Raw genomic sequence first — 22,775 nt, 5'->3', positions numbered from 1 at the left:
TAAGACCATTCGGTTTTAATATGTATAGCATAGCACAAAAATATGGTAAAGTCAATAGTACCAATAGGTACTAAAATCACTTTCTACAATTTATACAAAAAGCAAGGAGTATTTTTATGTATTTCCAGAGATTAAGGGATCTAAGAGAAGATAGCGACATGAACCAAACGCAAATAGCCGAAATACTTTTTACAAGTCAGACAGTGTATTCAAGATATGAGCGTGGTGCAAGAACTATCCCCGTGGAACACCTCCTTATCCTAGCAGACTTCTATGGCGTTTCCACCGACTATATCCTCGGCAGGACAAACAACAAAAAGCTAAACAAATAAAAGACCCTGCCTTACAAAAGACAGGGTCTTGCTTATATTTGGGTATATTACTTCTCCTCAGACTTGCCGTGGATAGCCTCGAACTTTTCTGTTCTCGCCTTGAGCTTCTTCTCAGCGTAGCCCTCTTTGATAGTCTCTCTGCCACGCTCGATAGCAAGTGCGTTGTCAGGGATATCAGTTGTGATAGTTGAGCCTGCCGCTGTGTATGCGCCCTTGCCAACTCTTACAGGTGCAACAAGGTTTGTGTTACAGCCGATAAAAGCATTGTCCTCGATAACAGTTCTGAACTTCTTGTCGCCGTTGTAGTTTACTGTTACAACGCCACAGCCGAAGTTTACATTTGAGCCGACGTCAGAATCGCCGATGTATGTAAGATGTGCCACCGCTGTGTATTCACCGATAGTTGAGTTCTTTATCTCCACAAAGTCGCCTATCTTCGCACCCTTTTTGATGTGTGAATTAGGTCTGAGCTGAACATAAGGCCCTATCTTAACGTCGTCCTCGATAACAGACTCGTAAGCCTGAACATTGTTGAGGTTTACGCCGTTTCCTACAGTTGTGTTCTCTATTATGCAGTTGTTGCCGATATTGCAGTTTTCACCGATAGTGGTGTTTCCTCTGAGGATAACTCCGCTGTGTATCTTTGTTCCATGACCGATAGTAACATTGTTTCCGATAGAAACACCGTCTGTGCAGCAGAACTCGATACCCTCGTCAAGCCACTTTCCTATTATCTCATATCTTGCGATATCATTGAGTGCAAGCAGACCACGTCTGTCATTTGCACCAAGCGCAACATGAGGATTTGCCGAAATAAATGCGTCAGCCTTTTTGCCCTTTGCAATAAGCAGCTCGATGCAGTCTGTAAGATAATACTCGCCCTGAGCGTTCTCTGGCTTGATGTCGAAAAGAACTTCCAGCAGATCAGCCGTCTTGAACCAGTAACAGCCTGAGTTTATCTCAGTGATAGCAAGCTGCATAGGTGTGCAGTCCTTGTGCTCAACTATTCCTGAAATGCCATTCTCAGTGCGGATTATTCTGCCGTAGCCTGTAGGGTTCTCAACTCTTGATGTAACAACAGTTACGCCGCAGTCCTTTTCAGTATGAAGCTCCAGCGCACCCTTGATAGTTTCTGCGTCGATAAAAGGAGCGTCGCCGCAAAGTATAAGTGTGTTTCCCTCAGCGTGAGCTTTAAGGAAATCAGCCGCCTGCATAACAGCATGACCTGTGCCAAGTCGCTCTTCCTGCATAACAGTGCAGATTTTAGCCTTTGACTTTCTCGCTGCAAGATAATCCTCTATCTGCTGACCCTCGTAGCCTTTTACAACGCAGATATCGTCAAGCTCTGCATTTTCGCAGGCTGTCAGCACCCACTCCAGCATAGGCTCACCGATAACATTGCACAAAGCCTTTGGCATATTGGTCTTCATTCTCTTGCCCTGTCCGCCGGCAAGAATAATAACATTGTTCTCCATAATACAAATTCCTTTCAGATACGTCCCACAAAATAAGACTTGGCACTTTCGCACCATTTCCTTATTATTATAATACGGTTGGGATAAAAAGTCAACAGTTGGTTCATATTTTATCGCAATTTATTCTTTTGCTTGACAACATATTGCGACACTGCTATAATAAAATGTGTAGTTATCATGTTCATATATTGCAGTTTTTTCTGCTTCAGATATGGGGGAAAATATATGCAGAAACAATTCTATCCTGTTATAGGAACTGAAAAAGCTCTGCCATTTTATATCATCGGCATAGGCGTGAGCTGCTGGCAGTTTCCTGTCAGCAGACCGGAGGGCTATGATTATCCTCAGCTTTTCGTCTGTCTTGAGGGCGAGGGTGAGGTAACGGTAGACGGCAAGACCGTAAAAATAATGCCTGACAGCATTTTCTATATACCACCGCACTGTCCCCACGAATATAGAGCCACGACTCATTCATGGTATCTTGACTGGGTTTGCTTTGACGGCAAACAGGCTCTCGAACTGCTGAAAGAATGGGATCTTAACAAATTTCATGTTTTCTTAAACTGCGGCGCAGAGCGTATGCACAAGCTTTTTGACAGCGCATATTACACCATAAAAAGCGACAAGGCATACGGCAACTATTATGCCTCTGCACAGCTTTACGATATGCTTCTTGAATACCGCAAGCTTTCGGACGATAAGTTCCCATACAAGAGCCGTGTAAATTCCGAAGCCGTCGCAAAGGTCATGAAATACACTGAGGAGAATTATTCAAAGCCTATAAAGCTCGCAGATATGGCGGCTGTGGCAGGGGTATCAGAACAGCACCTTTGCAGACTTTTCAAGAAAAATTTCAGCATAAGACCAATGGAATATTTAAACACAGTGCGCATAAGCCACGCAAAGGAGCTTCTTACCTACTCCTCAAAGACAGTTGCGGAGATAGCTTCGGAAACAGGCTTCAGCGACAGCTCGTATTTTTATGTTGTATTCAAAAAGCACGAGAATATTTCGCCTGCTGAATACAGGAAGATAAAGGCGTAAGGTGGCGATAAATATGAAACAAAAATATATCTATTCCTTTTCTCAGATAGAGGATAAGGTCAAAGCTTTGCATGAAACCAATACTGAGGCTGCAGCAGCCGTTGCCCTTTCATGGCTGGGTCTGAGCCGTGATGAGCTTAAAACACTCAGGGTATCAGACTACAACAGCACAATGCGAATGCTCCACTCTGCAGGCAGAGTGGTGTACGTCCGTGAAGATCTTATAGCAGATATGCTTAAAGCTACATGCGAGGAGGCTCCTGAATACAGCATGGGCTTTTTCATCACAGACGTGAACTCTGCATACGAAGCCGCAGAAAAGCAGGAGCTTTCCCCTATCAGCGTGCTTAAAATGAGATACTTCTATGAAAAGCACAGTGCAAAGCTTTCAGGAGAGCCTGAGGACAGAGTATTTCTCAAGGAGATACTGCGCTCAGTTGGCGAAAGCGAAGCCGATATGGAAAAGCAATTCGCCGAATACGAAAAGGACGCACCTGAAAAAATATAGACCATTGCCACTGCACAAATACATCGTCTATATGTACTACGCATCTATTTGTTATAATTCAAAAGACGGCTTTCAAAGCCGTCTTTTTTATGTCCTAACAACAAAAAAGAGCAAAACCGAAGTTCTGCTCTTTTGTAAACTATTCTGTTAGTCTATCAAATCACCAAATTAGATAGAAGAATGGCTCTTTACATAGTCAACAACAGCGTCAACAGTTGTGTAAGCAAGACCTACGCAAGTGTCAGCACAGCCGTAGTAAATAGCAATTCTGCCTGTCTCAGCGTCGCAAAGTGTTGCGCATGGGAATGTTACGTTCTGAACATCGCCTACGCACTCATAGATCTCTCTTGGGTTGATGAGATACTCGCCGCATCTGTACTTAACTTTCCATGGCTGCTCCTTGTCAAGGATGCAAGCTGAGAAGCTGTATACAAAGCCGTTGCAAGACTCAAGAACACCGTGATAGAAGCAGAGCCAGCCCTCGTCTGTCTCTATTGGAATAGGACCTGCACCGATCTTCTTGGACTCCCAGCCCTTGAGAGGTCCCATAACGTGTCTGTGCTCGCCCCAGTACTTCATGTCAGGTGACTGTGAAATGTACATATCACCGAATGGTGTGTGACCTGAGTCAGAAGGTCTTGAGAACATTACATACTTGCCGTCGATCTTTCTTGGGAAGAGTACGCCGTTTCTGTTGAATGGGAGGAATGCGTTCTCGCACTGATAGAATGTCTTGAAATCATATGTATAGCCTACGCCGATAGTTGGCTTCCAGCCGTATGCATTACACCATGTTACCCAATATCTGTCTTCGATGAAGCATACTCTTGGGTCATAGCCGTAGCCCCACTGATTTACTTCTTCTGTAGACTTTTCAGCCTGCTCGAACATAATTCTTGTAGGGTTGATGTTCCAGTGAATACCGTCCTCAGAGAAACCAGCATGGAGAGCCATGTTTCTTTCCTTATCGTCAACACGGAATACGCCTGCGAACTTGCCCTCGAAAGGAACTACCGCACTGTTGAAGATAGAGTTTGATGTAGGAAGAAGATTTCTAGGAATGATAGGGTTTCTGTTATCTCTCCAGATCACTTCATTGCAGTCAGCCGGCTTATCCTGCCAAGGCATATTTGGGATAGCCTGTCCGTTGATTACTTTAACGCTCATGTTAAAATCCACCTTTCATAATATAAAAAAATACTGAGGCTGACCGTCAGGTCATGCCCTTGTTTTTATTCTTCCCCCGAATAGAAATGCGAAACTTTTCCCGCTTATTCAAGGCGATATCATTCGGCTTACCTTATCGGTAAAATGCCGCTGTTATTATTAAAACACACTTTCAGAAAAAATTCAAGCCCCTATTTTTGCTGAAAACGTTTAAAATTTATATGTAAACGTATTCTTCTTAAATTTAACATTTTATTAACAATTTGCTTGGTTTCATATTTTTGCATCGCACTAAAAATATGCGACTTTATCCGCCTGCACGTCCGTTCTCCGCCAAGTCCATGATAAAAATGAAATATCAGGCAGTATTTTGAATGTAAATTATAAAAGTTGCCCATAATGGTCATATTAGCATAAGCATATTCGTGCAAGTTTCTGATTTTTTGCAAGAATAGAAAAAAGCACTTGCAAAAACAGTGAAAAGGGTATACAATATAAGTAAGGATATCGGATACGTTCGGCAGAGTGCGGCGCAAGTCGGGATTTGCCGAATTGTTCTGTATAATAGTGTACTATAATTTATAATTTACAAGTGGAGGACATTGATATGAAACTAACAGAAATGTCTGCAGAGGAACTGGCATCATTCAAAGCAGAAGTCCAGAAAAAATATGACGATTTCAAGGCTCAGGGACTTTCGCTGAACATGGCAAGAGGAAAGCCGTCTGCCGAACAGCTCGACCTGACAGAGGGTCTGCTCACAGCAGTAAAGAGCAGCGAGGATTGTTTCGCTGAGGACGGCACAGATTGTAGAAACTACGGCGGTCTTGACGGTCTGCCTGAGGCTAAGGCACTTTTTGCTCCTATGCTCGGCGTAACACCTGATGAGCTTATCATTTGCGGAAACTCAAGCCTTAACATCATGTATGATACTATCGCAAAGTTCGTGCTTTTTGGCACAGGCGATGGTGAGAAGCCTTGGAAGGACACAAAAGTCAAGTGGCTCTGCCCTGTTCCTGGATATGACAGACATTTTCTTATAACAGAAAAAATGGGCTTTGAGCTTGTAAACATTCCAATGGACAAAAACGGTCCTGACATGGATATGGTAGAAAAGCTCGTTGCCGAAGACGATACTATAAAGGGTATATGGTGTGTTCCAATGTATGCTAACCCTACAGGCACAACATACTCTGACGAAGTAGTAAAACGTCTTGCAGCCATGAAGACAAAGGCTAAGGATTTCAAGATATTCTGGGATAACGCATATTGTATCCACCACCTTTCTGATACGCCTGACAAACTTCTCAACATTCTTGACGAGTGCGAAAAGGCAGGCAACCCTGACAGAGTTTATATGCTTGCCTCCACTTCAAAGGTAACATTCCCTGGTGCAGGCGTTGCAATGATAGCGTCATCTGAAAAGAACATCAAGTACCTCAAATCTATGATGACAGTTCAGACTATCGGTTATGACAAGATAAATCAGCTCCGCCACGTTAAGTTCTTCGGCACATATGAAAACCTTATGGAGCATATGAAGAAGCACAGAGCTATAATCGAACCTAAGTTCAAGATAGTTCTTGACACTCTCGAAAAGGAGATAGCACCTCTGGGAATCGGAAGCTGGGAGAAGCCAAACGGCGGTTACTTTATAAGCTTCAACGCTCTTAACGGCTGTGCAAAGAGAATTTGTCAGCTTTGCAAAGAGGCAGGCGTAGTCCTCACAGGTGCAGGTGCGACATACCCTTACGGAAAGGACCCTGATGATTCAAACATCAGAATTGCTCCTACATTCCCGCCTGAGAACGAGCTTAAAATTGCAGCCGACGTGTTCGCTACAGCAGTTAAGCTTGCAAGTGTAGAAAAGCTTCTTGCAAAATAATTCAACTAAGTCAAGATAACAATACTCTCTATATAAAAAAGCGATGACCTTGCAAAAGGTTCATCGCTTTTTTTGTTTGCCTATAAAGCAAAAGCGGTATCGACCTCCTAAAAGGTCATACCGCCCGCTATGGTAAGGAAATTAAAATGGGAATAAAGCTTATTCTTTTACAGCTCCCGAAACAAGTCCGCTGTAGATGTACTTTTGCAGTAAGAGGAATATAATAAGAGTCGGAATGATACAAATTACGATTCCCGCAAAAACTACCTCCCACTGTACAGAAGTGGCGTTCATAAGATTGTAAAGCACAGTTGAGATAACAACGTGGTCATCATCAGGCATATAAAGCTTTGGAGTGTAGAAATCGTTGTAGATACCAACGAACTTGATGATAAGCACTGTTGCTATTGCAGGCTTAAGGTTAGGGAGAATTATGCTGAAATAAACCCTTGGATAAGAAGCGCCGTCCATAATAGCACTTTCGTCCAGGGAATATGATATCTGCCCCAAAAACTGAATGAAAATATAGATAGAAATAATATCAGTACCGATATTCAAAATGATAGGTGCAAGCATAGATCTGTAAAGACCAAGCTTGTAAACTATCTGGAATACCGTTACCTGCATTGTGATATTAGGCAGAAGCGTTGCAATAAGGAACGCTGTCTTTACTGTTCTTGAAAAATAGGTGTTGAAGCGCTGAACGACATAAGCCGTCATCGTACCTGTTATTATCGAACCAACGCAGGATACAACAATGATTATAGCCGTGTTTTTGAATGCAAGAAGAATGTTCTGTGTAAAAAACGCTGTCTTGAAGTTCTCCCACTGAGGCACTTCCGGAAGAGTGAACACCGTGGTGTTTGAAAGCTCTTTGTAAGTTTTCAGCGAGCCTATGAGCACAACAAGTATCGGTACTATTACTATAAGACAGCAGAGTATAAGAAAAGCATACTTGAAAATGTTCAGTACCCTTGAGCCGATATAAAGCGGCTTTGAATCTTTGTTTTCATTCTGTGCCATTATTTCACAGCCCCCTTTCTGCTCCTTTTGTTCTCCTTAGGGGTCTTGTCGTCCTCACGGAAGAAGTATTTTTGTATAAACGTTACGATTATCGTTATGATAAGCAGCACGATACCCATTGCCGAAGCAAGACCCACCTTTTTCAGCGAGAACGCCGTGTTGATAGTCTTGATAACGAATGTGGTAGTGCCCATCATGCCCTTTGTTGTGATATATGGTATCTCGAATACTGAGATAGCACCCTTTACAGCAAGGATAAGCTGCAATGAGATGATAGGCTTTATGCTTGGAAATACGATATATCTGAAGTTCTGCCATGGGTTCGCACCGTCAAGGTCAGCCGCCTCGTAAAGGTCAGGGCTAATAGACTGGATAGCACCGATATACATGATGATATCAAAGCCTATGTATTTCCATATGGAAATGAACACCAAGCAGCAGTTTGCAAGAAACGGCCTGTCAACATCGAACCACAGTATCGGGTCAAGGCCCAGTGTGGTAAGGATAGTGTTGAGCGTTCCGTCAGGGGTAAGACCCTTTTGACCTTTGAGGAAAAATCTTTGGAATATGATAGATACCGCAACACCGTTCATAAGATAAGGGAAGAAAAGTATTCCCTTGAAAAGTCCCTTTGCTCTTATCTTTGAGCAGAGGATAGACGCCAGCAGCAAAGCCAGTGCCTGCTGAATGAATGAACCAACAAGATAATAAAGGCTGTTCTTGAAAGTTTCAAGATAGTCCTTGTCGGTGAATATCGTTACATAATTTGAAAAGCCTGCATATGTAGGGTTAGTGCCGTATGGGTCTCTGTTCTGAAAACTGAATATGACCATATCCAGAGCAGGGATAAAGGTAAACGTTACAAGCAGGATTATCGGCAGTGCAAGAAACAGTATAGAAGTATAGAACTTTTTACCCGCATAAGTCTTTGACCACTGTGCAATGCCTTTTCTATTGCCGTTTTGCATTTGAGGTCCTCCTGAACACAATTATCAGGCACAGGAACAATGCCTGTACCTGATAAGGGATTTATCTTAAGTCTTAGCCGAGAACTTTATCTCTTGCAGCAGCCCACTTCTTGTTTACATCAGCGATGATCTCGTTGAAACCGTCGTCGCCCTTGCCTGCGAATGCTGCCTCAGCAAGCTTGATCTTGAAGTTGTCCTCGTCGCCCTGCCATACGCCAACGCCTGACTCCTTGTCGATCTCGTCGAACTTACCAACGAGGTCATCCGGACAAACAGCCTTCTCGAAGAATACAGCGTCCTTGAATCCTGACAGTGTGCTTGGAAGCTCCTTGTTCTGAACTGTTGAGATCATACCCTCCTGCTCAGAGAAACCTGAATCAGAAACGAACCACTCAACATATGCCTTTGCAAGATCCTGATTCTTGGAGTTTGCACTTACGCCGAGAGTATAGTCAGGACCTTCCTCTGCGTATACCTTTCCGTCAGCCGCTGTGACAGGAACAGGCATATAACCGATATCGTCAGGGTTCTCAGCCTGTTCCATGAACTGTGAAACTGCCCATGAACCCATTACCATTGTAGCGATCTTGCCCTCACCGAACCATACCTTTGATGATTCCCACTCTGTGTTAGCGTGGTCTTCTTCAAGAAGGTCAGGCTTTGAGAACAGATCATACATCAGCTTGTATACTTCATAATAGCCGTTGCCCTCTACAAAGAGGTCGCTCTTATCCTGAAGAAGCTTGTTTTCAGCTTCAGCACCGCCTGCTGCTGAAAGAACAAGGTTCTGCCACTGAGTAATAGTCCAGCTTGCGTCCTTGAAGTTTGTGTAGTAAGGGATAGCGTCTGTGTTATCCTTGATGAGCTGAAGATCTGCAAGGAACTCGTCAGGAGTCTTAGGAGTTTCTGTGATACCAGCCTGCTCCCATATCTTCTTGTTGTAAAGAACGCCTGTAGCTGTTCCGCCTACTGCAAGTCCGTAAACATTGCCGTCAGCCGTCATCTTCTTGTCTGACCAGCGATATGTGTCCTTGAACTCGTCATAAGTTCCGAGAGATACGAAATATGTAGGAAGTTCCTCAAGCTTAAGGCTTGAAGGTATACAAAGAACATCGCCGTAATCATCTGTACCCATTCTTGTTGCTACATCTGTATCGTAATCCTTGTATGCAGTGTATTCAACTGTGCAGTTGTAAGCTTCCTCAAACTTGTCTGTGAGAGCGTCGAGCTTGCCGTCCTCTTTTCTGTCAGTTCTGTTCGTAAGAACTTCCAGTTTTGCACCCTTTGCGTCGAATGAGTCTTTGATATCAGCCTGCGATACTTCAGGTGTAACAGCCTTGCTGCTTGAATCTGTAGAGCTTCCGCAGCCTGTGAACGCACTCATTGTTCCCATTGACAAAACCAGTGCCATTGCACCGGCACATATCTTCTTTGCTTTCATACTTGATAACCTCCGAATTAGCTTAATTTTATTAAGTAAATTAATTTGTCTTCAACGACAATATTAAGTATACATCCTAAATAATATTAAGTCAATATCTTTTTAGAAATTAATATCTTTTTAATCGCAAATTTGTGAACAAATATAAACTTAAGGACTTGAATTTTAGCAATATGCACAAAAAAAATAGCGACAGTCTTAACAAAGACTGTCGCCAAGATCAGACAACCGACACAACCAACGGGGTCATGCCGCAAGGTCCGCCATATAATCTGCGTCAACGTTTATAGTCGTGATAGTCGGGTCTGAAACTTCGGAGATCAAATAGTTATCATATCCCACGATGGAAATATCCTCAGGCACGTTATATCCCATGCCACGGAGCTGTCTTATTGCACGGTAAGCCGCCTCGTCGCAGTTGCATACGAAAGCCGTTGGCATATCGTCCTCAGGGAAAGTCATAGTGATAAAATCACGCTTGTAACGATCGTCGATACGCCACTTTTCGTTGACCTCATAGCCATGCTCTATCATAGCCTTTACATAGCCCATATATCTGTCAAAAATACTCGTTGTGGCAAATTTACTTCCTATGTATCCTATCTTCTTGTGACCCATTTTTATAAGATATGAAGTAAGCTTGTAGCCTCCGCTGTAGCCATTTGTCACAACAGCGTCCAAGTCTAAGGACGGCACATAATAATCAAGCAGTACAAGATCTTTCACATTGTCATTAAGAAGCTTTGCATAATTCTTTGAAAGCTGTCCCAGTGAAATAAGTGCTGAAACCTGCTTGTCCTCGATACAATGCGGGAGCATGAGCCTGTCCTCGTCCTCCTGATCTAAATTTTCCATTATGCAGAACATATTCTCTTTTTTGAGCCTTGTTACAAGAGCGTTATACAATGCCCAATAAAATGAACCGTTAGGATTGATGAATTTTGATGGGATAAGCACACCGATAGTATTTCCTCCCCTGTTCTGAGTGCTTTTAACGCCCACATAACCCATTTCGTCAGCGACCTGCTTTATCTTCTCTCTGAGAGCATCGCTAACTCCGCTTTTTCCTGCAAGGGCTTTTGACACAGTGACATTACTTGTGTCACAGGCTTTGGCTATATCTATAAGTGTAACTGCTTTCTTCAAAATTCTCACCGCTTTTTCTTCTTAATGAACTCCTTAAAATAAACTCTGATAACATTCTCATTCAATTATATCATTTTATGACATAAAGTCAATAGAATATTGCAAAATCTCACATTTACACAAAAACGCAGACCAAAATCAGTTGATAATGCTCTCAACAGGAGCGTTATCCCTCTCTCTTTGCAGTCTTTTTCGCTCAATGAGTTTTCTTATTATAGTGCAGATGAGCAGAGTCGCTGATATAACAGCAACGCCTATTATAGGATAAAATCTCCACATATATTCCTTATCCATATTCTGCAAAGACTGATCTACAGCCGAATTGCTCAGCTTGTCCTGTATCCTTTTTATAAGATATCCGCCCGCTTTAAGAAACGATATCATGCCCCCAAGGCTAAGTATAAAGGAAACGATATATTTTTTGAAAAACGCAAACAATATTCCTGCAAACATAACAACAACGCCTGCCGCCATTGCCCACAGCACCCACTTTGGCGGAACGGGTTCTATATACTTGCCCATGATGCCCACGATAGTTACACCGCCGTAGAAAAATCCCGAATACGCAAACGGCACTATCATAAGAAGCTTCAAAATAAGATAATAAACAGGCTCACCGTTCGGTTTTGTGCGTTTCGCCTTTTTCATCATCTTTTTCGCCGAGCGGCTCTGCCTTTCTCTGGCTTCCTCACGCTCTCTCTGTTCTTCAAGCTCCTCTTCTTTTCTGAGCCTGTCCTGCTTTTCTTTCTGTGCTTTAAGTCTGTCTTTTTTTGACATAATGTACCTCTTTTATGTATTAAAATATTATCGTATCATAGTGTTCTCATCAGATATTTTATTATATCATAGTATGCCACGAAATTCAACACATACAAATGAAATTTTCTTCCTTTGCACTGTTAAGAAGGCAGAATAAAATTGAAAAAGGCTTTCCAAGACAAATAATACTTATGCCGACGGCTGAATTAAATTTCTCAGCAGGTCAACAATAAAAGCGAAAAGAAAAACAGAAAGGAACGTGAAAAAATGTCGTCATTTTTCAAAAAAACAGCCTGCGTCACAGGGATAATACTGCTGGGGCTGTTTGGTCTTATAGGATTTTATTCCACAACGCTCCCCGATTTCTACCTTGTTTCAAAGGGCAGCGAGCTTAGCGTGAACTCCTTTTTCACCATATCCTCAAAGCCCTGCGAAAGCAAGGTGACAGTGGCGGTGTCAGGCGGTTCGTCAGGAGCATCACGATACACAAAAAATATGCTCATGCTTTTTGGGGCAGTGCCAGTCAAGGAGGTTGAATCAAAGACAATGGAAAGACCAATGCTTTATCCTTGCGGACAGCCATTCGGCATAAAGCTTCTCACAGAGGGCGTAATGGTAGTCGATCTGCAAAAGGTGGATTCTTCAAGCCCTGCCAAAGATTGCGGTATAAGAGAGGGCGATGTTATAGTATCTATCGACGGAGAAAAAGTCAAAAGCAACGCAGACGTTGCAAAGATAATCAGAAGCTCAAACGGTGAAGCCTGCTCAGTGCGCATAAAGCGTGGAAGCAACGACCTGACCTTCAAGCTCTGCCCACGCCTTGAGAACGGAAGCTACAAAGCAGGAATGTGGGTGCGTGACTCCTCCGCAGGCATAGGCACTCTCACATTCTATGACCCTGAAAACGGAACTTTCGGAGGCCTTGGTCACCCCGTATGTGACGCAGACACAAAAGAACCCCTCCCCCTCTCCGCAGGCACAGTTGGCGAAATAAACCTCACAGGCTTCAACAAGTCACGCTCAGGCTGTCCGGGACAGCTTTTAGGCGAGTTTGCAAACTCCGCCTCCACAGGTGATATCCTGAAAAACTGCGAAAGCGGCGTGTTCGGCACACTGAATGCAAACCCTTGCCCAAATGCAAAAGAGTTTCCTCTCGGCTTCCGTCAGGAAATACACCCCGGCAAAGCCAAAATACTCTCCTCTATTGACAATGACGGACCAAAAGAGTACGAAATTTCTATCGAGCAAATAAATCTCTCAGATTCTGCCGAGCATGACCTTGTTATCAAAATAACTGACAAGACGCTTCTTGAAAAAACAGGGGGCATTTTGCAGGGCATGAGCGGCTCGCCTATCATTCAGGACGGAAGACTCGTGGGCGCAGTGACCCATGTTTTTATCGAGGACACCGCCAAAGGCTACGGTATCTTCGCTGACGAAATGTATTCAAAGACCTCAGAGCTTGCCGAAAGCACCATAGAAAACGCAGGTTAGCGACCTTTGCCGATCGCTGTCGATTTATGAAAAGGCTTTGCATAGAGAAAAATATCATCTACAGTCGAACAATGCTTAATTATCTTGTTTTGGCATATTCACGCACTGATATTTGTACACTTTGCATTAATAAGTCGATAATTTGTTGACGATTTTTCTAAAAAACTATTGCATTTAACAAATAAATGTGTTATCATTTATCTTGTGAAAGAGAGTTAAAACAAACGCTCTCAAACAAAAATGACAGATTATACGACGGAGGAAATGACAATGACAAACAAGATCAAAATTCTTATTGGCGACGATTCGGCACAGTACGGGGTAGCGTGTGCTTCCTCACTGAGAGCAATGGGCTTTTTCGTGATAACACGTCCCAAGGACGGACTTACTATCTATGACGCTATCAAAAACGAACAGCCGGACGTTGTTATCGCAGACGCAGTGATGCCGAGCCTTGACGCAATCGAGCTTATCAGAAAGATACAGAACTCGTCCTATCAGAAACCGCTTTTTATAATCACAAGCGCCTATGAGAACTCATTTATAGAAACACAGGTCATGAACGCGGGAGCATCATATTTCATGCTCAAACCATTCGACATAAAGATACTTGGCGAGAGGATAAAGTCCATGCTGGATATCGACACCGATATATCCTCCGACTCAAGCTATACGAAAAACAAGCAGAGCATAAACCTTGAGATAATCGTCACAGACATAATCCATCAGATAGGCGTACCTGCCCACATCAAGGGCTATCACTATCTCAGGGAAGCTATCATACAGTCCGTGAACGATAAGGAAATGCTTGAAAGCGTTACAAAGCTATTATATCCTGCAGTGGCAAAAAAATTCGCAACTACGCCCTCCAGAGTGGAAAGAGCCATACGCCATGCCATTGAGATAGCATGGGACAGAGGAGATATCGACACCCTCAACAGCTTCTTCGGCTACACCATAAACACAGGCAAGGGCAAGCCCACAAACAGCGAATTTATCGCACTTATCGCAGACAAAATAAGCCTTAAATTCAAGACCACCATGGCGGTCTAGGGGTCATAAGTCATATATGCAAAAAGAGCAGAACGCATTTTCACGTTCTGCTCTTTTGTTACTTGTTGATAAATGTAGGGGCGAACAGTGTTCGTCCGTCTTTGTTCGCCTGCTAAATTTGCAATAAGACAAACTTTTTCGCTTTGGGTGTGACGTTGCATTTCCGAACACAGGCGACCTCAGGTCGCCCCTACACACAAAATACAAAAAAGAGGGCGAAAATGATCCGCCCTCTGCATTTTCATATTATCACAGCTTTATCTCTTCGCTGTTCTTTTCGTCCTTGCTGTTGTCATGCTCTATCCTGTCACGGTGAGTTTCAAGAGGAGCCGAATCCTTTACGCCCTCAGTGGCTTCTGGTATAAAGCAGGTCTTTACCGTCATAAAGAATATTCTAAGATCAAGCATAAGCGACTGATGCTCTATGTACATAAGGTCAAGCTTCAGCTTGTCATAAGGCGTAGTGTTATACTTTCCCATTACCTGCGCATAGCCCGTAAGTCCAGCCTTGACTTTCAGCCTGTATTTGAACTCAGGCATTGTTTTTTCATACTTCTGCGCGATCTCAGGCCGCTCAGGTCTAGGCCCTACAAACGACATATCGCCCTTTAGTATGTTTATAAGCTGTGGAAGCTCGTCTATCCTTACTTTTCTTATAAACTTACCTATAGGAGTGATACGGCTGTCATTTTTCTTTGCAAGGGTCGCACCGCTTTTCTTTTCAGCGTCAACTATCATGCTTCTGAACTTGTATACCTTGAACACCCTGCCCCCCGTTGTGAGCCTTTTCTGAGAATAAAGCACAGGACCGCCATCATAAGCCTTTATTGCAATAGCCGTCACTAGCATAAACGGTGACGCCACCACCAGTGCGGCAGCCGACAGCACAATGTCAAGTATTCTCTTTATCGCACGCTGTTCCCAGCGCAAGCCGTCATTTCTCGCCAGCAAAAGGGGCGTATCGAAAAGGTGGAAATCCTCCGCACCCCTTACGATAATATCTGACAGCTTAGGGTTTATATAAGTCCTGATAGAATTTTCAAAAGTAAATTTCAAAAGCTTGTTTCTCAGGTCATTTGGGATATCCGAGATTATAACAGCCTCGTGTTTTAATATCTCACGCTCGATATCCTCAAGGCTCTCCTCACAGCTTATAGAAGCGCATATCCTGTATTTGTCATTTCTTACGCTCATTTTTGAAACAAGGTACTTAGCGTTCTTGTTTCCATAAACGATTATCATTCGCCGTGGAGGGTATACCGCCTGATATATCCAAGTGAAAACATAGCTCCACGCAAAGGCTATGACCACCTGAATTACCGTCATAACAAGTATGGGCGCTATGTTGAGCCTGCCTCGTCCGATAAGAGAAACGAGTATAAATTCTATAAAATTCGCACCCAGCACACCCAGCACCTGCGAGCCAAAAAGCCCCGTGAATTTATCATATCCAAGACGGAAGCCGTTAAAGGTCTTTGCCATGGATATATAGAGCACCGCATAGATAGCCACCATAAGAATGTTACCATTATGCCAGAACGGGTCACGCATCGCCTTGTTGTAAAAGTTGTTCCAAACCGTGTCGAAGCACTTCATAAAGGCACAGATTATAACAAGTGCACTGAGATAGTTAAGTATCTTTTTGAACTGATCTCTGTTATTCAACAAAAAACCGCCTTTCTCTGCTGTTTTTGTTATCTGCTCAATGAGTAAAGTATAGCATACTTTTCGCCAATAATCAAGCATTACACACAATTTTCACCGACTGCCACCTTTTTCAGCCTGATTTTTCAAGATAATACCTGTATCTCCATTCGATATAGTTTTAAGCTATGGAAGACCATAAAATAAAAATTATTGATTTACTAGGAATTTTGTGTTATAATATACTTTACAAAAAATAAAAAATATATTTTTATATAGATAACAGAAAAGAGGAAAATAAATGAAGACCTGCGAGCTTTTCAAGAAAAAGACAACATTATCCTTTGAGGTGTTCCCACCAAAGAGTTCAACGCCTGTTGAGAGCATATACAGCACAATATCACAGCTCCAGCCACTTAACCCTGATTTTATCAGCGTAACATACGGAGCAGGCGGAAGCACGAACAATGCAACTATCGACATATGCTCGGCTATAAAAAATCACCACAAGATAGAGTCGGTGGCACATCTTCCATGCCTTTATCAGACAAAGGAACGAGTATTAGAGCAACTTGAAGAGATGAAGTCTGCGAATATTGAGAACATACTTGCTTTGAGAGGTGACAGAAACCCTGATTTTGAGCCGGCAGGTGATTTTCACTACGCTTCCGACCTTGTATCTTTCATAAAAGAACACAGCGACATGAACGTAATAGGCGCATGCTATCCTGAATGTCACCCGGAGTGCGACAGCATAGTAGATGATATAAAGCACCTGAAGGATAAAGTAGACGCAGGCTGTTCACAGCTTATCACCCAGCTTTTCTTTGACAACAGCACATTTTACGATTTCAGAGAAAAAACAGCCATAGCAGGGATAAACGTGCCTATCGAAGCAGGAATAATGCCTGTGACCAACAAAAAGCAGATACTTAGAATGACAACTCTTTGTCATGCGACCCTGCCGAAGAAGTTTCTAAAGATAATGGACAAATACGAGAACGACCCAATAGCAATGAGAGATGCAGGCATAGCCTATGCGGTATCGCAGATAGTAGATCTCATCGCCAATGATGTAGACGGCATACACCTTTACACCATGAACAATCCATATATAGCGGAGAAGATATGTGAAGCGGTGAAGTCGCTTTTCTGATCTACACAAACGCAAGCAGGCGGAGAATTGATCTCCGCCTGCTTTTTTGTTTTCCGCACAGACCAACTGTAGGGGCGAACAGTGTTCGCCCGTTTCATTTTTTCACGATCCTACTGATTATTACATTGTATAAACACTGCACCCAAATGTAGGGGACGGCGCCCCCGACGTCCCCACATCGAAGCGTTAAGGTTTGATTTATCATAAAGCTGTGTAGGCAAACAAAAGCGGGTCAGAGCTTTACACTCCGACACCGCTTTATTATAGCTTATTATTCATATCTCAAAGCGTCGATAGGATTGAGCTTCGCCGCCTTTATGGACGGAATAAGTCCAAATACTATTCCAACTACCATTGAAAATACCACCGACACTACTATTGACGCCGAGGATATCGCCACAGGCACTTCCGCTACCTTCGCTATTACCTGCGAAAGCCCTATGCCCGTCAGCACACCGATTATTCCGCCTATGCTCGTAAGCACTGCCGCTTCTGTCAAAAACTGTGCAAGAATTCTCTTTTTCCTTGCTCCCAGTGCTTTTTTCAGTCCTATCTCTCTCGTTCTCTCTGTTACCGACACGAGCATAATATTCATTACGCCTATACCGCCTACCAGCAGAGAGATGCTAGCTATCCATATAAGCATCTTATTAGTCGATGAACTCAGATCCTGCAATGACTTCGCCTGCTCCAGCAGGCTATCGCTCTTGTATTCCACAGAAGCGCTGGTTTCCTTACTTCCGCCCTTTACAGCCGAAACGTTCTCGTTAAGAATATCCGCCGACTTTTTGCCCGCATTCGTCATCGAGTCCGTGTCCACAGCCTTTACGATACAGTTTTCTGGTTCGTCATAGCGGAAAACTATCCCCCAATCGTTTGTGGGGATAAAGACAAGTCCGCTTGATGTCTGATTGTATGTGTAGTAGTCCTCCACTGAGCTTATAACAGGCTCAAAGTTTGAATTTTTCACAGCCACGCCTATCACAGTGAACGGCTCGCCACTTATGTCTATGACCTTTCCCACAGGGCTTTCACCCTGGAAAAGACCCTCTGCAAGCGTCTTGTCTACCACTGCCACCTTGTCAAATTTGGTAAAGTTTCTCTCCGCAAAGCCCTTTCCCTCAACTATCTCGTATCCAACAGTATCAAAATAATCCTTGTCTACTCCGTATATAGTTGACGAATCCATTTTGTTGTTAAGATAAAACAGATTGTCAGGATTGTTTCTTGTGCGGTAAAAAGTGCTTGACTCCACCTCTTTAAGCTCGTTGATACGTTTTTTAGTGTCCGGTGTGAACATTGCCACATTAGACGGTGGCGCTTCATAAGAAAAGTCGCAAACAGTGTCGCCATTTGAAAGCTGGATCTTCACAGTGTTGTTTCCTGCACCGATAAGATTGTTCTTTATCTGCTCATTTGTACCCTTGATAGTGGAAACTATAGCAATGATAGCCGCAATACCGATAATGATACCAAGCATAGTAAGAAACGAGCGTATCTTATGTGAAAGTATTCCCTTAAATGAAAGTCTGATATTTTCTATCATATTATCCGCCCCCTTTTAATACTCAGGATAAAGGACTTTGTCGGTCTCCTTTGTCCTTACGCCCTCTTTGACGTCCTTGCCGTATGGGAAGCATATCTTATCTTTCATAGAAAGTCCGCCCTTGACCTCGATATTAGTGCCATACATTATCTTGCCTGTTTTTATGTAGCTTTTCACAAGTCTGCCGTCCTTGTCGGCTTTCATTATATAGTAGTTTCCGTTTTCCTGCCTTACATAATGTATAGGCAGATAAACGCTATCACTGGTCGTGGTGTCATTCACAAATGAAACGCCTACCCAGTCGCCCACGTTGAAATCCGTGCTGTCGCTGAGCTTAGCTTCTATAGTGTAGGTGGAGCTGTTAGGATTGTCACCCCAGTTGTTTGTCGAGTATGACGTAGGCTCGCTGCTTATCTTTGTTATCTCAGCGTCAATGCTCATTCCCGTGTTGTATGAGTTCACCATAACAGTGTTTCCCACAGCCGCTCTGTCAAGATTAAGCTCGCCCACACTAAAAGTAACGGAAACTCCGCCCTCGCCCTCGATTATTGCGAAAACGTCATCATCAGAGCTGTCACCACTGTAGTCCATGCTGCTGTCCGTAATGTCCATATCGTCTTTGTCGTCACCATCGTCCGAATTATCACCCTCTGCGGCAGCGTCGCCTACAGTGCCTATCTTCTTAACGACTCCGTCGATATTAGCCACTACCTTGCCGTCTGTCTTTTTCTTCAAAGCGTCATTGTAGTCAAGCTTTGCAGACTTAAGGTTAAGCTTTAAGCTCTTTATCTCGTCCTCTTTTTCTGATATCATTTTCTTTATCTCTGCACGGCTGTGCATATAGTCCTCAGAGCCTGAATTTGTACCGTCCGTCTGTGACGGGTCAGCAGGAGTGACATCTATGCCAGCGTCATTATCATCATGATCACCGTTATCAGATATATCCACATCACCGCCATTGTCGGTATCATCAGTATCATCGCTGTCGTCAGCACTGTCATCACTGCGGTCTGAGCCTGCAGGCACAACGATAGAGAACTTGCCGAACTGCTCCACAGAAGTGTCAAGAGAAAGCGTACCGCTTTCCTTATCCTCAGTTATCCCCTGTGAAACTGTCCAGTCTGCAAGAGCCTTTTTGCCAATTGTTTCACGGTTGACTATCCACTTGTATATAAAGTTTGAGTTATCATCATAAACGCAAAGCTCCGCATAAGCCCCCGTTGTCTTTATCCTATCAAGAAACGCTCTGGATACCTTTGTGTTCCTGTTGCAGTTTATAATGTAAGGATCGTCCTTTGTGCCTGCATTTTTCGTCTGGAAAACAGCCTTTACAACGTCCACAGTTTCCATAGGCTCAGGAGTTGGCTCAGGATCTGGAGTTGGCTCTGGGTCTGGTTCCGGCTCTGGTTCCGGCTCAGGCTCTGGATCGTCAGGCTCTTGCGGTGCGTCCTCAGAAGGCTTTAAAAGCTTATATTTAGCAAGCTCCTTTTCAGCCATTTTGATGTTCTGCTCGCAGACCTTTACCTGATTTTCTTTCTGTGAAAGCTCCAGCTCCACCACCGTCATGTCATATTCAAGTATAGTGTCGCCCTTTTTCACAGTGTCGCCCTTTTTCACAAACACCTTTTTAACAAGCTTCTCGTTGTCAAGAGTAATTCTCTGAGCGTTGGCAGAAACTATCTGCCCATCCATGTTCGCCGAGCTGTCCCACTCGTACGCATCCGCAGTTTCCGCCATAAGGTCAACAGGAACTACCGCCACAACAGTTTTCTTGTCCTGATTTTTCTTATATTTCATTGCTCCCGCATATCCGCCTCCGCCGAGGATAGCTATGCACAGGAGTGTTATTATTACCTTTTTCATTCCTGCTCACCTGCCTTTTCTCCATGAAGCTCGCCGTCACGAATATACATTATCCTCTTTGCACATCTTGCAATGTCAGGCTCGTGTGTTATCATAACGATAGTAACACCGTCGTCATTAAGCTCCTTGAAAAGCTCCATTACCTGATCGCCCGACTTTGTGTCAAGAGCGCCTGTGGGTTCGTCTGCAAGAAGAAGCTTTGGATTGTTGACTATCGCCCTTGCAATAGCCACCCTCTGCTTCTGACCGCCTGAAAGCTGAGTAGGCTTGAACATCATTCTCTGTGCAAGCCCCACCTTTTCAAGAGCCGCCTTTGCTCTCTGACGTCTTTCTCTTTTGCCTACCCCCGCATAAAGCAGCGGAAGCTCCACATTTTCAAGTGCTGATTGTCTTGGGAGCAGATTAAAGTTCTGAAATACAAAACCTATCTTCTTGTTTCTTATCTCCGAAAGCTTTCTATCCTTTGCCTGCATAATGTCACAGCCGTCAAAAACAAAGCTTCCCTTTGTCTGCTTGTCAAGACAGCCTATAATGTTCATGAGCGTAGACTTTCCCGAGCCTGACGGACCCATTATCGCCACATATTCCCCCTCTGAGACCTCAAGGGAAATATCCTTAAGCACAGGCACAGCTTCCTTGCCCTGCAAATAATCCTTGTAGATATTTTTCAGTTCAAATACCATTGCAAGCCCTCCTTATTCAGCGAAAGCTGCGTCAGCATCAGCAGCGTCGGCATTCTCACCGTCTGCATTTTCTGCATTTTCCTCTTCACCGTAAAGCTTGTTGAAGTATTCTTCTATCTCCTCGTCCGTCATGCTTGCAAGCATATCCTCGTCTATAGCCATGCCGTCCTCATCGCTTCCGTCATAAACGATGTCCTCGTCACCGCCCTCGATATTATCGTCACCGTCCGTGTTGTCGTTCGGGTCAAGGTCATTAGGCGGAACAGACACGTCAGCCTCATTTGTGGTAGCCGTCATGCCCTCCTCGATAGACTTGTCAGGGTATGCGATATAATCGCCTTTTTCAAGACCTGATTTTATCTCGCAGTCACCGTTATCCTCGTCCTTCTGACCTATTTCAACATATCTCTTTTCTATCTTTCCGTCCTCGTTCTTAGCCCAGACGTAGTTCTTTTTGCCGTCCTTGCAGATAAAGTCGGAATAGAGCCATATGCCCGTCTTGTTTATAGAAGTGTCCTGTCCGTTGTCTATCTCGATAAGAACGTGCTGACCGAGCATAAGTCCGTCAAAGCTCTCAGGCTTAACATAGAAAGCATAGTTTGAAGACTGGCTCATCTCATCGCTTGAACCGTAGCTGTACATGTACATATCGTCAGAATTTTTCTGCGGACTTGTGTCAACAGAAGTTATCTCGCCCTTCCAAGTGGAATCATCAAGCCTTGACTTTACGATAACAGAAACGCCCTGCATGATGTCAGTGCTGTTCTGCTCGTTGAATCTGCCCTTTATTCTGTAGTCGCCCTCTTCTGTTATCTGCATTATAACGTCACCGCCGTCCTCCTGAAGCTTGTCCACCGTCTTGACGTTCTTAACAGTTCCGTCAATAGAAGCGGTGACGTATGCGTTCTTTGTGGAAACCTCCAGCTTTTTGATCTCAACGTTTTTAGCCTTTATGTCATATTCGTTCTTGGCGATGTCGCTCTGCAAAGAAAGTATCTGTGTCGTGTATGACACAGCGGCGTCCTGATCAACGTTTTTCTTTTCCTTTTCAAGCTCAGCTATCTGGCTCTTGTTTGAGGTTATCTCGTTCTGAAGCCTCTCGACCTCAAGCTTAGCCTGCTCAAGCTGAAGGTTTATAGCCTCAACGTCATATGTAAGAAGCTTGTCACCCTTTTTAACAGAGTCACCGTCCTTAACAAGTATCTCGTCCACCGTCTTTGAGCTGTCATACTTTACGTCCACAGACTCCTGCGCCTCAACAACGCCCAAAAACGAGCAATTAGAAAGCTTGAAGTCCGACACTGTGTTAAGCGACGATACCTTCTGCACATATACCTTCTGTGAGCTTTTTGAGCCTCCCTTGCCGGTCTTTTTCCATACGAAAAAGCCTCCCACACACACTGCGCAGACGATAACAAGCACTATTATAACAGTGCATATCCTTTTTTTCGTGGTCATTGCAATACCTCCGTTTGTGATTTTTTCAAAACAGCATAAAAAAAATCCGCCTGACAGCAGCCAGACGGATAAAACAGCCCCACTCTCCCCATAAGGGTATAGCATGAGCGTATTATTCTTTGTTATCTTG

The 22,775-nt window shown here is 43.7% G+C and carries 19 protein-coding genes; 7 read left to right on the top strand and 12 right to left on the bottom strand.

The window, feature by feature from the left end; all coding sequences use genetic code 11:
• The first annotated feature begins 116 nt into the window (after positions 1–116).
• Positions 117–332, top strand: a complete 216-nt coding sequence (locus RBI_RS00660; RefSeq protein ID WP_022288672.1) for a helix-turn-helix domain-containing protein — start codon at positions 117–119, stop codon at positions 330–332.
• Positions 333–379: 47 nt separating this feature from the next.
• Here the strand turns inward: RBI_RS00660 and glmU are convergent, their stop codons facing one another.
• Positions 380–1,807 carry a bifunctional UDP-N-acetylglucosamine diphosphorylase/glucosamine-1-phosphate N-acetyltransferase GlmU gene (gene glmU / locus RBI_RS00655; RefSeq protein WP_038670295.1) on the bottom strand — a complete coding sequence of 476 codons (1,428 nt, stop codon included), beginning with the start codon at positions 1,805–1,807 and terminating at the stop codon, positions 380–382.
• A gap of 225 nt (positions 1,808–2,032) precedes the next feature.
• On the opposite strand from glmU, the gene RBI_RS00650 reads away from it, so the two are divergent.
• Positions 2,033–2,851, top strand: a complete 819-nt coding sequence (locus tag RBI_RS00650) for an AraC family transcriptional regulator (protein WP_038670292.1) — start codon at positions 2,033–2,035, stop codon at positions 2,849–2,851.
• Between the two features lie 13 nt (positions 2,852–2,864).
• Positions 2,865–3,359: a hypothetical protein gene (locus RBI_RS00645; RefSeq protein ID WP_038670290.1), complete on the top strand. Its 495-nt coding sequence runs from the start codon at positions 2,865–2,867 to the stop codon at positions 3,357–3,359.
• A gap of 168 nt (positions 3,360–3,527) precedes the next feature.
• On the opposite strand, the gene RBI_RS00640 is transcribed toward RBI_RS00645, so the two are convergent.
• Positions 3,528–4,526 carry a glycoside hydrolase family 130 protein gene (locus RBI_RS00640; protein ID WP_022288676.1) on the bottom strand — a complete coding sequence of 333 codons (999 nt, stop codon included), beginning with the start codon at positions 4,524–4,526 and terminating at the stop codon, positions 3,528–3,530.
• A gap of 607 nt (positions 4,527–5,133) precedes the next feature.
• Here RBI_RS00640 and RBI_RS00635 point away from each other — a divergent pair.
• Positions 5,134–6,411, top strand: a complete 1,278-nt coding sequence (locus RBI_RS00635; RefSeq protein WP_038670287.1) for an aminotransferase class I/II-fold pyridoxal phosphate-dependent enzyme — start codon at positions 5,134–5,136, stop codon at positions 6,409–6,411.
• Between the two features lie 159 nt (positions 6,412–6,570).
• Here RBI_RS00635 and RBI_RS00630 read toward each other — a convergent pair whose 3' ends face one another.
• From RBI_RS00630 to RBI_RS00610, 5 genes are all read right to left on the bottom strand, one after another.
• On the bottom strand, positions 6,571–7,434 hold the full coding sequence (locus tag RBI_RS00630) for a carbohydrate ABC transporter permease (protein ID WP_081855888.1): 864 nt from the start codon (positions 7,432–7,434) through the stop codon (positions 6,571–6,573).
• Positions 7,434–8,402 (bottom strand): carbohydrate ABC transporter permease, encoded by a 969-nt coding sequence (locus RBI_RS00625; RefSeq protein ID WP_022288679.1) that lies wholly within the window; start codon positions 8,400–8,402, stop codon positions 7,434–7,436. The genes RBI_RS00630 and RBI_RS00625 overlap by 1 nt, the downstream gene beginning before the upstream one ends.
• 73 nt (positions 8,403–8,475) lie before the next feature.
• Entirely contained in the window at positions 8,476–9,843 is a 1,368-nt protein-coding gene (locus tag RBI_RS00620) for an ABC transporter substrate-binding protein (protein ID WP_038670284.1), read from the bottom strand.
• Between the two features lie 246 nt (positions 9,844–10,089).
• Positions 10,090–10,989 (bottom strand): LacI family DNA-binding transcriptional regulator, encoded by a 900-nt coding sequence (locus tag RBI_RS00615; protein ID WP_051706225.1) that lies wholly within the window; start codon positions 10,987–10,989, stop codon positions 10,090–10,092.
• Between the two features lie 138 nt (positions 10,990–11,127).
• The gene (locus RBI_RS00610) at positions 11,128–11,766 is read right to left on the bottom strand and encodes a hypothetical protein (protein ID WP_038670282.1); all 639 of its coding nucleotides are present in this window, start codon (positions 11,764–11,766) and stop codon (positions 11,128–11,130) included.
• A 249-nt stretch (positions 11,767–12,015) separates the two neighbouring features.
• On the opposite strand from RBI_RS00610, the gene spoIVB reads away from it, so the two are divergent.
• Both spoIVB and spo0A read left to right on the top strand, forming a co-directional pair.
• Positions 12,016–13,242, top strand: coding sequence for a SpoIVB peptidase (gene spoIVB, locus RBI_RS00605; RefSeq protein ID WP_022288683.1), 1,227 nt, complete (start codon positions 12,016–12,018; stop codon positions 13,240–13,242).
• A gap of 270 nt (positions 13,243–13,512) precedes the next feature.
• Positions 13,513–14,295, top strand: coding sequence for a sporulation transcription factor Spo0A (spo0A, locus tag RBI_RS00600; RefSeq protein WP_022288684.1), 783 nt, complete (start codon positions 13,513–13,515; stop codon positions 14,293–14,295).
• A 249-nt stretch (positions 14,296–14,544) separates the two neighbouring features.
• Here spo0A and RBI_RS00595 read toward each other — a convergent pair whose 3' ends face one another.
• Positions 14,545–15,960 carry a sugar transferase gene (locus tag RBI_RS00595; protein WP_051706787.1) on the bottom strand — a complete coding sequence of 472 codons (1,416 nt, stop codon included), beginning with the start codon at positions 15,958–15,960 and terminating at the stop codon, positions 14,545–14,547.
• A gap of 280 nt (positions 15,961–16,240) precedes the next feature.
• Between RBI_RS00595 and metF the strand changes: the two genes are divergently transcribed.
• Positions 16,241–17,095, top strand: coding sequence for a methylenetetrahydrofolate reductase [NAD(P)H] (gene metF / locus RBI_RS00590; RefSeq protein WP_022288686.1), 855 nt, complete (start codon positions 16,241–16,243; stop codon positions 17,093–17,095).
• 271 nt (positions 17,096–17,366) lie between these two features.
• Here metF and RBI_RS00585 read toward each other — a convergent pair whose 3' ends face one another.
• The 4 genes from RBI_RS00585 to RBI_RS00570 are packed head-to-tail and all read right to left on the bottom strand — an operon-like array spanning position 17,367 to position 22,645.
• Positions 17,367–18,641, bottom strand: coding sequence for an ABC transporter permease (locus RBI_RS00585; protein ID WP_038670279.1), 1,275 nt, complete (start codon positions 18,639–18,641; stop codon positions 17,367–17,369).
• Between the two features lie 15 nt (positions 18,642–18,656).
• Positions 18,657–20,504, bottom strand: coding sequence for a biotin/lipoyl-binding protein (locus RBI_RS00580; RefSeq protein ID WP_038670277.1), 1,848 nt, complete (start codon positions 20,502–20,504; stop codon positions 18,657–18,659).
• On the bottom strand, positions 20,501–21,187 hold the full coding sequence (locus RBI_RS00575) for an ABC transporter ATP-binding protein (protein WP_022288690.1): 687 nt from the start codon (positions 21,185–21,187) through the stop codon (positions 20,501–20,503). Before RBI_RS00575 ends, RBI_RS00580 begins: the two co-directional genes overlap by 4 nt.
• A 12-nt stretch (positions 21,188–21,199) precedes the next feature.
• On the bottom strand, positions 21,200–22,645 hold the full coding sequence (locus tag RBI_RS00570; RefSeq protein ID WP_051706223.1) for an efflux RND transporter periplasmic adaptor subunit: 1,446 nt from the start codon (positions 22,643–22,645) through the stop codon (positions 21,200–21,202).
• Positions 22,646–22,775 lie beyond the last annotated feature (130 nt).

Origin of the sequence: Ruminococcus bicirculans (ex Wegman et al. 2014), from assembly GCF_000723465.1 — a bacterium.
Lineage (GTDB): Bacteria > Bacillota > Clostridia > Oscillospirales > Ruminococcaceae > Hominimerdicola > Hominimerdicola aceti.
This window is presented reverse-complemented; position numbering and strand designations above follow the sequence as displayed.

What these genes read in the sequence shown, in the direction of transcription:
- RBI_RS00645 (WP_038670290.1), top strand. Translation starts at nt 2,865, where the DNA reads ATGAAACAAAAATATATCTATTCCTTTTCTCAGATAGAGGATAAGGTC.
- RBI_RS00620 (WP_038670284.1), bottom strand. Translation starts at nt 9,843, where the DNA reads ATGAAAGCAAAGAAGATATGTGCCGGTGCAATGGCACTGGTTTTGTCA.
- spo0A (WP_022288684.1), top strand. Translation starts at nt 13,513, where the DNA reads ATGACAAACAAGATCAAAATTCTTATTGGCGACGATTCGGCACAGTAC.
- spoIVB (WP_022288683.1), top strand. Translation starts at nt 12,016, where the DNA reads ATGTCGTCATTTTTCAAAAAAACAGCCTGCGTCACAGGGATAATACTG.
- RBI_RS00580 (WP_038670277.1), bottom strand. Translation starts at nt 20,504, where the DNA reads ATGAAAAAGGTAATAATAACACTCCTGTGCATAGCTATCCTCGGCGGA.
- glmU (WP_038670295.1), bottom strand. Translation starts at nt 1,807, where the DNA reads ATGGAGAACAATGTTATTATTCTTGCCGGCGGACAGGGCAAGAGAATG.
- RBI_RS00575 (WP_022288690.1), bottom strand. Translation starts at nt 21,187, where the DNA reads ATGGTATTTGAACTGAAAAATATCTACAAGGATTATTTGCAGGGCAAG.
- RBI_RS00635 (WP_038670287.1), top strand. Translation starts at nt 5,134, where the DNA reads ATGAAACTAACAGAAATGTCTGCAGAGGAACTGGCATCATTCAAAGCA.
- RBI_RS00585 (WP_038670279.1), bottom strand. Translation starts at nt 18,641, where the DNA reads ATGATAGAAAATATCAGACTTTCATTTAAGGGAATACTTTCACATAAG.
- RBI_RS00660 (WP_022288672.1), top strand. Translation starts at nt 117, where the DNA reads ATGTATTTCCAGAGATTAAGGGATCTAAGAGAAGATAGCGACATGAAC.
- RBI_RS00625 (WP_022288679.1), bottom strand. Translation starts at nt 8,402, where the DNA reads ATGCAAAACGGCAATAGAAAAGGCATTGCACAGTGGTCAAAGACTTAT.
- RBI_RS00650 (WP_038670292.1), top strand. Translation starts at nt 2,033, where the DNA reads ATGCAGAAACAATTCTATCCTGTTATAGGAACTGAAAAAGCTCTGCCA.
- RBI_RS00630 (WP_081855888.1), bottom strand. Translation starts at nt 7,434, where the DNA reads ATGGCACAGAATGAAAACAAAGATTCAAAGCCGCTTTATATCGGCTCA.
- metF (WP_022288686.1), top strand. Translation starts at nt 16,241, where the DNA reads ATGAAGACCTGCGAGCTTTTCAAGAAAAAGACAACATTATCCTTTGAG.
- RBI_RS00610 (WP_038670282.1), bottom strand. Translation starts at nt 11,766, where the DNA reads ATGTCAAAAAAAGACAGACTTAAAGCACAGAAAGAAAAGCAGGACAGG.
- RBI_RS00570 (WP_051706223.1), bottom strand. Translation starts at nt 22,645, where the DNA reads ATGACCACGAAAAAAAGGATATGCACTGTTATAATAGTGCTTGTTATC.
- RBI_RS00640 (WP_022288676.1), bottom strand. Translation starts at nt 4,526, where the DNA reads ATGAGCGTTAAAGTAATCAACGGACAGGCTATCCCAAATATGCCTTGG.